Annotated in this window: 6 protein-coding genes; 2 read left to right on the plus strand and 4 right to left on the minus strand. The window is 66.0% G+C overall.

Going from position 1 to position 9,737, the window contains the following annotated elements:
- Positions 1 to 34 precede the first annotated feature (34 nt).
- Positions 35 to 2,533: a TonB-dependent receptor gene (locus F4036_05870; GenBank protein ID MYK37269.1), complete on the minus strand. Its 2,499-nt coding sequence runs from the start codon at positions 2,531 to 2,533 to the stop codon at positions 35 to 37.
- Between the two features lie 151 nt (positions 2,534 to 2,684).
- On the opposite strand from F4036_05870, the gene F4036_05875 reads away from it, so the two are divergent.
- Positions 2,685 to 3,494 (plus strand): SDR family oxidoreductase, encoded by an 810-nt coding sequence (locus F4036_05875; protein MYK37270.1) that lies wholly within the window; start codon positions 2,685 to 2,687, stop codon positions 3,492 to 3,494.
- Positions 3,495 to 3,503: 9 nt separating this feature from the next.
- Positions 3,504 to 5,162 carry a glutamine--tRNA ligase/YqeY domain fusion protein gene (locus F4036_05880; GenBank protein ID MYK37271.1) on the plus strand — a complete coding sequence of 553 codons (1,659 nt, stop codon included), beginning with the start codon at positions 3,504 to 3,506 and terminating at the stop codon, positions 5,160 to 5,162.
- 321 nt (positions 5,163 to 5,483) lie between these two features.
- On the opposite strand, the gene rpoD is transcribed toward F4036_05880, so the two are convergent.
- The 3 genes from rpoD to F4036_05895 form a co-directional block, all read right to left on the minus strand.
- Positions 5,484 to 7,427 carry an RNA polymerase sigma factor RpoD gene (gene rpoD / locus F4036_05885; protein MYK37272.1) on the minus strand — a complete coding sequence of 648 codons (1,944 nt, stop codon included), beginning with the start codon at positions 7,425 to 7,427 and terminating at the stop codon, positions 5,484 to 5,486.
- A 163-nt stretch (positions 7,428 to 7,590) separates the two neighbouring features.
- On the minus strand, positions 7,591 to 7,977 hold the full coding sequence (locus F4036_05890; GenBank protein MYK37273.1) for a DUF4345 domain-containing protein: 387 nt from the start codon (positions 7,975 to 7,977) through the stop codon (positions 7,591 to 7,593).
- 36 nt (positions 7,978 to 8,013) lie between these two features.
- A complete protein-coding gene (locus F4036_05895; GenBank protein MYK37274.1) occupies positions 8,014 to 9,672 on the minus strand; it encodes a DNA primase in 1,659 nt (552 codons plus the stop codon).
- Positions 9,673 to 9,737: the final 65 nt, after the last annotated feature.

Consider the following 9,737-nt stretch of genomic DNA (forward strand, 5'->3'; position numbering starts at 1 on the left):
TCCTGGTCGAGGGCGGGACGCCCTCGCTCCCAGGCTAGAAGCGGGCGGTGAGTTCGAGGCCCACGCGCCGCAGGTCGGCCGGGTGGATGAACGTGCCGCCGAACTCGGGCGCCGGGATCACCTCTTCCAGATAGACCTCCTCGGTCGCGTTCTTCGCGAACACCACAGCCGAGAGCCGGTCGTTCTCCACGCCCACGCGCAGGTTCAGCACCGTGTAGCTGTCGCGCCGGGTGGGCGTGAAGTCGCTGGCCACGCCGTTGAACAGCGTCGCGCGCTGCTGGTCCTGGACCACGTGGAACCAGGTTTCGCCCACGGCCGACACGTCGGCCGAGGCCGCCAGCCGCCAGTCGCCGGTCAGTGGCATGACCACGCGGGCGCCTGCGCTGGCCGTCCAGTCCGGCGTGTACGGCGACTTGTTGCCGACCGTGTCGGGCCGCACGCTGTTGGCTTCGATCTCGCTGTCCACGTAGCCCCAGCCCGCGTAGACGTCGAGGATGTCCGTCACCGCCCAGGTGGCGCCGATTTCCGCGCCCTGCAGGCTCACTTCGTCGACGTTGCCGTTCAGCCGCAGCAGGCCGAAGGGGCCCACCAGGAACTCGAAGAACTGCATGTCGTCCACCTGCACGTTGAAGGCCGTGGCTTCCAGCCTCAGGCGGTCGTCCAGCAGGCTGCCCTTGACGCCCACTTCAAGCGAAACGGAAGTTTCCTTGTCCACGTCGTCGGTGATCCCCACGGGCACCTGCGGCGGCGCCCCCACTGCGGCCAGGAACACGTTGTTGATCAGGCCGTTGATGAAGATGTCCACGGTGGCCTTGGCGCCCTGATTGTTGAATCCGCCGCTCTTGAAGCCCACGCCGCCGCTGGCGAACAGCGTCCAGTCCTCGGTCACGTCCCAGGTGAGCGAGAGCTTCGGCTGGAACTGGCTGAAGGTGCGGGACTTGGGCGCGATCGAACCGGCCGGATTCACGCCGGGACACAAACCGGGGTTGATCGGCGCATTGCCGGTGTAGGGCGGTCCGTCGCAGTCGATGTACTGCGACAGGGCGTTGACCGGCACCAGGTTCTCCACCTTGCGGCGCTCGCTGTCGAAGCGCAGCGCCAGCGAGACTTCGGTGGTTTCGGTCATTTCATAGGAGAGTTCGCCGAAGGCCGCCATCACCTGGCTGCTGAAGCGATCGTGCACCAGTTGCTCGGTCGGGTTGTCGCCGCTTTGCGGCACGTACAGCTCCTGCGTGATGCCGTTGCCCAGGTCCAGCCCGGTGTTGACGCCCACCTCGCGGTCGATGTCGAGGAAATAGGCGCCGGCCAGCCAGGTCAGGGGCCCGTCGCCGGTGGAGTTCAGCCGCACTTCGACGCTGAAGTCGGTCTGTTTGCGCTCCTGGTACTGGGTGCCGTCGCAGGCGATCGGCGTGTACGGCCCCAGCAGGGACACGGGGAAGTTCGGGTCGGGTCCCAGGTACGTGGGAGCGGGCAGCCGCACCCCGGCGTTGAATGCCTCGGTCACCGAATTCAGGCAGTGCTGGTTGGCGTTGAAGAAGCCGAAGGCGCCGCTGGTGCCGTCCGCGCTCAGGTTGTTGTCGATCTTGCTGTACAGGAACCAGGCGCGCATGTCGGCCCAGCCGAGCGCATGGTCCACGCGGGCGGAGAACTCCGTGGCCTCCTGTTCGTTGCCGGGATCGATGTTGGTCTGGAAGACGAACTCGTGGTCGTTGACGTCCTCGAAGAACTGCGGCACGCCGAATAGCTGCGCGAACAGCGGAAGATGAAAGGCCGCGTTGAAGGTGATCGACGCCGCGTCGACCTCGCCGTACCGGAACTTGAAGTCCCAGCTGGTCTCTTCGGAGGGGTCCCAGGTCAGGCGGGCATTGACGTTGTAGCCGCGGTAGTCGTCCATGATGTCGTCGCGGTTCAGATAAGTGTTCTCGTAGAAGCCGTCGGTTGTGCGGTAGTCGCCCTGCACGCGGAAGTTGATGCCTTCGGCCAGGGCGCTTTCGATGGCGCCGGAGTACAGCCAGGTGTTGTCGCCCGCGCCGCTGGCCTTGACGTAGCCGCCGGTATCGCCGCCGGGCTTGTCGGTGGTGATGATGATGGCGCCGGCCGCGGCGTTACGCCCGTACAGCGCGCCTTGCGGCCCCTTGAGTATTTCGATCTGGCTCAGGTTCGCGTACTCCCGGTTCAGCGCCGCCGGATTGGTCATCAGCACGCCGTCGACAATCAGCGCATAGGAGTTCTCGGCATCGCGCGCGCCGTTGATTCCGCGGATGTTGACTTGCGTGTCGCCCACTTCCGCCGTGTCCACGATCGACACGCCGGGCGTCATGTACACGAAGTCCTCGGCGCGCTGAATGCCGGACCGCTCGATGTCCTCGGCAGTGAGCACCCGCACCGTCCCGGGCACGTCGCGCAGCGTTTCCTCGCGCTGGCGGGCGGTCACGATGATTTCCTCGATCGCATCCTGCGCCGGCGCGACCGGCGCCAGAAGCACCACGCCGAGTGCGCAAAAAGCCAGTTGTCTCAAAGGGTTCGTGTTCATTCGCAACTCCGGGGTCTGAACGTTTGCCGGCTTTCGCCTTGTCGCCGGCTTGCTGAAGTCGGGAAGTTTAGGCTTGGGGGACGATTCCAGTCAATGCGGCATTGGCGGCGTGATAGATTAGCCGCCTTTCCGGCATCGCTTGGGGGCGACTATGGCAGAGGCAAGGACAGTGGTGGTTACCGGCGGCACGCGCGGCATCGGCAAGGGGATGGCGCGCGAGTTCCTCAAGCGCGGCCACCGGGTCGTCGTGTGCGGGCGCAGCGACGACAGCGCCGCCGCTGCCGCCGCCGAACTGGCCGAACACGGCGAGGTGCTCGGCAAGGGCTGCGACGTGAGCGACTACGCCAGCGTGCAGGCCCTGTGGGACGCGGCTGTGATGCGTTTCGGGAGCGTCGATATCTGGATCAACAACGCCGGCATCAGCAATCGCCGCGCCAACGTGAACGAACTTCGGCCCGAAGAAATGGCGGAAGTCGTGAGCACGAACCTGACCGGTTCCTTCAACGGCTGCCGGGTCGCGATCGATGGCATGCGAGAGCAGGAAAACGGCGGAGCCGTGTACGTGTTCGAAGGATTCGGCAGCAACGGCATGACCGCGCCGGGACTCACTCCCTACGGCTCCACCAAGCGCGCGATCAGCTACATGGCGCAATCGCTGGCCAAGGAGGTGCGCGGCAGCAACGTGATCGTGGGCGCGCTGAGCCCCGGCATCGTGATCACCGACATGTCGATGCTGGCGGGCGGGCGCGACACCGATCGCGCGGCCCAGGCTCGCAAGATCTACAACATCCTGGGCGACCGGGTGGAACGCGTCACGCCCTGGCTGGTGGAAAAGGTGCTGGCGAACCGCAAGAACGGGGCGGCCTTCCGCTGGTTGACCCGCCTGCGGTCCGTCGGCCGGTTCCTGTGCCCCGTTTACCACCGCCGCGACGTCGTCAGCGACTACGCCCCCGGCACCTGACGCTGGGGCATGGCGGCTGACGACTTTATCCGGCGGATCGTCGCCGCTGACCTGGAGTCCGGAAAGCACTCGGGAGTCGTCACGCGCTTTCCGCCCGAGCCGAACGGCTTTCTCCACATCGGGCACGCCAAGTCCATCTGCCTGAACTTCGGCGTCGCCGCCGAACATGGCGGTTCCTGCTATCTGCGCTACGACGACACCAATCCCGTGGCCGAGGAGCAGACCTTCGTCGACGCCATACGCAGGGACGTCAACTGGCTGGGCTTCGACACCCCGCTGGTTACCCATGCCTCGGACTATTTCCCGCGGTTGTACGAGATCGCCGAGCAGATGATCCGGAGCGGGCATGCCTTCGTGGACAGCAGTTCGGCCGAGAAGATCTCCGCCGACCGCGGCACGCTCACCAGCCCCGGGCGGCCCAGCCCCTACCGCGACCGCTCGCCGAAGGAAAACCTGGACCTGTTCCGGCGCATGCGCGCGGGGGATTTCGCCGACGGCGAGCAGGTGCTCAGGGCGCGCATCGACATGGCCTCGCCCAACATCAACCTGCGCGACCCCGTGCTGTATAGGGTGCGCCACGTCGCGCACGCGCGCACCGGCCGGGACTGGTGCATATACCCGATGTACGACCTCGCCCATACCCTGAGCGACGCGCTGGAAGGCATCACCCATTCGCTGTGCACGCTGGAGTTCGAGGACCATCGGCCGCTGTACGAATGGCTGCTGGATCATAGCGGTCTGGATCTCAGGACGCGTCCGCGGCAATACGAGTTCGGGCGGCTCAACCTGGGCCACTCGGTAACCAGCAAGCGCCGGGTGGCGGACCTGATCCGCATGGCCGCCGTGGAGGATTGGGACGATCCCCGCCTGGTGACGTTGTCGGCGCTGCGCCGGCGCGGTTACCCGCCCGAAGTGCTGCGCGAGTTCTGCGCCCGAGCCGGCGTCAGCCGTTCGGAGCAGATGATCGGCGCCGACCAGCTCGAGACCGTCGTTCGGGATGCGCTCAATCGCGCCGCGCCGCGCGCGATGGCGGTGGCCCGTCCGCTCAAGGTGGTGCTGACCAATCTGCCCGAGGACCATTTCGAGGAGCTTCCAGCGGGCAATCACCCCAAGCGCCCCGAAATGGGCAGCCGGAACGTGCCTTTTTCGCGCGAACTCTTCATCGAACGCACCGATTTCATGGAAGATCCGCCGCGACGCTTCTTCCGTCTGCGTCCGGGTGGGGAAGTCCGTCTGCGCAACGCCTACATCATTCGCTGCGACGACGTCGTGCGCGGAGCGGACGGCGAGCCCGAGGAGCTGCATTGCAGCATCGATCCGGATTCCCGCAGCGGAGGGGAGGGCGCGCGCCGCAAGGTGAAGGGCACGATCCACTGGGTCAGCGCGCCCCACTCGATTCCGGCGGAGCTGCGCCTGTACCGGCCGCTGTTTACCGTCGAGCGGCCGGACCTGGCCTCCGGGACGCCGCCGTTGAGCGAACAGGTGAATTCGCGGTCGCTGGAAGTGGCCGCGGGCGCGCGCCTGGAGCCGAGTCTCGCGAGTGCGGGCGCGGACGACACCTGGCAGTTCGAACGCCTCGGCTACTTCACTCCGGACCCGGTCGATTCATCGCCCAGCGCCCTGATCTTCAACCGCATCGCCCCTCTTCGCAGCAGCTACTCAAGCTAACCCGCCGGTTCGTCTTGCACGCCTGTTCCGGGACACGCCTGCAAGCACATCCCTGTGGGCTCGGCGTCGGCATCCTGCCTCCGACGTTCCCGGAACAGGCGTGCAAGACGAACCTTTACCCGGCGGCGCCGGCTTAAGCCCTTCGTTTGCCCCCCTCCTCGTGGGAGCGTTGGAGCAGGGACAGCGAGAATCGAGCCAGGGATGGCGTCTCCAACGAGGAGGGGGGCAAACGAAGGGCGAGGAAGCACCAACAGCGAGAATCGAGCCAGGATGGCGTCTCCAACGAGGAGACGGGCAAACGAAGGGCGGGATCGAAGCGGACTATTCTTCCTGGGTGAAGCTGCGCAGGCGCTCGGCGTGCGAGGGATGGCGCAGCTTGCGCAGCGCCTTGGCCTCGATCTGGCGGATGCGCTCGCGGGTCACGTCGAACTGCTTGCCGACCTCTTCCAGCGTGTGATCGGTGTTCATGTCGATGCCGAAACGCATGCGCAGCACCTTGGCCTCGCGCGCGCCCAGCGTCGCCAGCACGTCGCGCATCGTTTCCTCCAGCCCGCGCGTGGTCGCCACGTCCATCGGCGAGGTGGCGTTCTGGTCCTCGATGAAATCGCCGAGGTGCGAATCTTCGTCTTCGCTCAGCGGCGTTTCCAGCGAGATCGGCTGCTTGGCGATCTTCTGCACCTTGCGCACCTTCTCCTCGGGCATCTCCATGCGCTGCGCAAGCTCCTCCGGCGTGGGGTCGCGGCCCATTTCCTGCTGCATCTGCCGGGAAATGCGGTTCAGCTTGTTGATCGTCTCGATCATGTGGACCGGGACGCGGATGGTGCGCGCCTGGTCGGCGATCGAGCGGGTGATCGCCTGGCGGATCCACCAGGTGGCGTAGGTGGAGAACTTGTAGCCGCGGCGGTACTCGAACTTGTCCACCGCCTTCATCAGCCCGATGTTGCCTTCCTGGATCAGGTCGTTGAACTGCAGGCCGCGGTTGGTGTACTTCTTGGCGATGGAAATGACCAGGCGCAGGTTGGCCTCGACCATTTCCTTCTTGGCGTCCTTGGCCTTGAGTTCGTTGTGGGAAATCTCCCGGTACAGCTCCTTGATGCCCCGGGCCATCGGCTTGCCGTTCTCTCTCCTGGGGATGGCCTTGAAGCGGTTGATCGGCAGGCAGCACTGGTCCTCCACCCGGCGCAGCCGCCGGGTGAGCTGCCGCGCTTCCTCGGCGTACGGCGCCAGCTTCGGGCCGTATTCCTCGCTGGCCAGCTGCTCCTCTAGCCACTCGTCGCTGCTCGGTTCGTTGGCGAAGTAGTCCTTGAAGCTCCTGACCGGCACCTTCGCCCTGCGGACGTAAATGTGGCGCAGCCGCTTCTCGCAGCCGGCAACGGAAGAGGGATAGAGCGCGTCCTGGTCGTCGGACGGCGCGCGCATCGTGGTATGCAACGCGCCCAGCATGCCGTCGAAGGCGCGCGGCGTGAATTTCAGTTCCAGCAGCATGCGGCTCATGATCTGCTGGGTGCGGTTCAGATTGCGGCAGGACAGCACAAAGTGTTCCGGATCTCCGCCGTTCTGCGCCTTGAGTTCCTGTTCGCGCACCCGTTTCAGCGCGCGATGCACGCGGGCGCACTGGGCCTTGAGCGCCAGAAGGCGCCTTTCCAGCTCCACCGGGTCGGGCGGCTGTTTGCGGGCGGCGTTGTCCGCCGGGTCGCGCTCCGCCGCGGGACGCAGGTCTTCGGGTTCGTCCGGATCGATGATCCCGGCCACCAGGTCGCTCAGCTTCATCTGTCCGGCGCGGCATTCCTCGAAGCGGTCCAGCAGGTGCTGCACGGAGGGCAGGTAATAGGCCATCAGGCGCTTGATTTCGCTGCGGCTCTGCTCGATGCGGCGGGCGATGCTGATTTCGCCTTCCCGGGTCAGCAGTTCGACCGAACCCATCTCGCGCATGTACAAACGCACCGGATCGGTGGTTCGACCCAGTTCGACCTCGAACGCGCTGATCGCGTCCTCGGCCTCGTCCACGTCGCCCTCGTCGGTGGATTCGCCTTCGGTCAGCGCCAGCGTGTCCGCATCGGGAACCTCGTCCTCCTCGTACACCTTGATGTCCATGTCGCGCAGCACGTTGATGATTTCCTCGATCTGCTCCATCTCGACGATCTCGTCGGGGAGCTGGTCGGTCAGTTCCGTGTGCGTGATGTACGAGCGCTGCCGTCCCAGCGAAATGAGGTTCTTGAGCCAGTTTCTCTGGCGCGCTCGTTGTGTGGTGGTTCCGGCGGTCATGTGCGGCGCGTGCCTCCGGGAGGGTGAATCGGTCAATTATCGCTCATTTTTAACGGTCCATAAAGCAGGGAAACGGAAGCCGCGCCCTGTCTACGATCCTTGATGCTTCGGATGTGGGAACGGTCTCAAGGGAATTCAACGCCCGCATTCGCCCGGGCGCCTGTCATTCCCTGAGCATCCGCCGAAGGAAGAACACGCCCAGCGCCAGGACAACGAGCTCAAAGATCGTCGCCAGGCCCTGGTTCGCGGAGATTCCCGGATTGCCGTCAAAGACCTCGACGACCAGACGGGTCAGCGCCAGGGCGCCGACGCCGAACACCGCGCAGGCAAGGCCGGCGAGCGCCAGGCGCCGCGACCACACACCGGAGATCAGCAGCAGTCCGATGCCCGCCACCAGGCCGCCGTAGGTCGCGCGGATTTCGGTCACGCCCGACGGGTCCGCCGCTGCAATGCCCATGGCCGCCCCCAGGGTGTGCGGATCGATAAGGGCAAACAGCGCCGAAGCGACAAAGATGCCGCCCACGACCACCAGGTAGATTTTCTGCGCCATCTGCCGATTCTCCGTGCGTTTCGATTGCCGCCGGTCTCAGGAAGTCGTGCGGGCCGCCATTTCGCGAATGGAGTTTTCCCTGCGCATCCTGGCGACGCCCTCCTCGAATTCCCGTTTGGCCTGCCCGGCGTTGAGTTCGGTTTCCCTTGCCAGAAGTTGCGACATCAGGCCATGTTCCGGCCGTTCGCGATAGCGCTCGACCAGCTTGATCGGGCTTATACCGGGCGTCGAGCGCGCCGTTTCGAAGAGTTCCGCGAGCAGGCCCACCCGGGGTTCCTTCAGGTATTGAAATTCCGGCAGGGGATCGGCGTCCGCGGCCATTTCCGGGAAATTGAGCAGCAGGCCGGCCAGGGATCCGGCCAGGTTGCCCCAGGGGTCGTTTCGCAGCGTTCCCGGCGCCGGCCGGCGAACGGCGGCGCGCCGGCTCTGCGAAGTTTCAAGAAGCTGTCCCAGGCGCTCGCGCGGAAGCTGCACCTCGTCGGCCAGGCGGTTCACGAGCAGGTCCCGGTATACGCCGATGGGCGTGGAACCGATCAGCGGCCGCGCCAGTTCGGCAATCCGCGCACGTCCTTCCGCGGTGGCGAGGTCGCACTGCGCAGAAAGCGTCTGCATCAGGAACTCGGACATCGGCGTGGCGGAATCCAGCACCTGATTGAAGGCCGCCGCCCCCTCGGAGCGCACGTAGCTGTCGGGGTCCTCGCCCTCGGGCAGGAAGGCGAAACTCAGTTGGCGGCCGCCGCGCATCTCGGGCAGGGCCCGCTCCATCGCCCGCTCGGCCGCCCTGCGGCCGGCCGGGTCCCCGTCGAAACAGAACACGACGCTGGGCGAAATCCGGAACAGCAGCGTGAGTTGCTGGGGCGTGACCGCGGTCCCCAGCGTGGCCATCGCGCCGGGCACCTCATGTTGGGCCAGCCCGATCACGTCCATGTAGCCTTCCACGAGCACGCAGCGATCGACCTTGCGCCGGCCGAGTTCATGCAGTCCGTACAGCTCGCGGCCCTTGTGGAACACCGGCGTTTCCGGGCTGTTCATGTATTTCGGCTGGACGTCGCCCATCGCCCGGCCGCCGAAGCCGGTGACGCGGCCGCGGCGGTCGCGGATCGGGAACATGATGCGGTCGCGGAAGCGGTCGTAGAGTTCGCCGGAGTCGCCCTTGAGCGCCAGGCCGGCGTCGATCAGCCTGCGGCGGTCGTCCTCCGTCTGGCCGAGGCGCGCCAGGATGCCGTTGCCCGCTGGCGCGTATCCGATCCCGAAGGCCTGCGCGATCTTCCCGGTCAGCCCGCGGCCCTTGAGGTAGTCCTTGGCCGGCGTGCTGGCCTTGAGTCCTTCGATGTAGTGCAGGGCCGCGCCGTTCAGCAGTTCATACAGGCCCTTGCCGGAGGGCCGGGATGGACCGCTGCGGGGCACTTCCAGGCCGTAGCGGTCGGCCAGCGCCTCGACGGCGGCGGGAAAGTCGAGCCGGTCGTGCTGCATCATGAAGCTCAGGGCGCTGCCGTGGGCGCCGCATCCGAAGCAGTGAAAGAAGCCTTTCGCGGGGACTACGGTGAACGAAGGGGTCTTTTCGTTGTGGAACGGGCACAATCCCTTGTACTCGCGGCCCGCGCGCTTCAGCTTGACGCGTTCGCCGATGATTTGCGTGATGTCGGCGCGATCGAGGAGATCGTCAATGAACTCTCTCGGAATCGGCCCCGCCATAAACCCGAATATTGCACCATCCGCCGCGCTCGCCCAAACCTGACCGTGTTTCCCTAGCGCGCTCC

The organism is Gammaproteobacteria bacterium (assembly GCA_009845905.1).
In the GTDB taxonomy this organism is placed as follows: domain Bacteria; phylum Pseudomonadota; class Gammaproteobacteria; order Steroidobacterales; family Foliamicaceae; genus Foliamicus.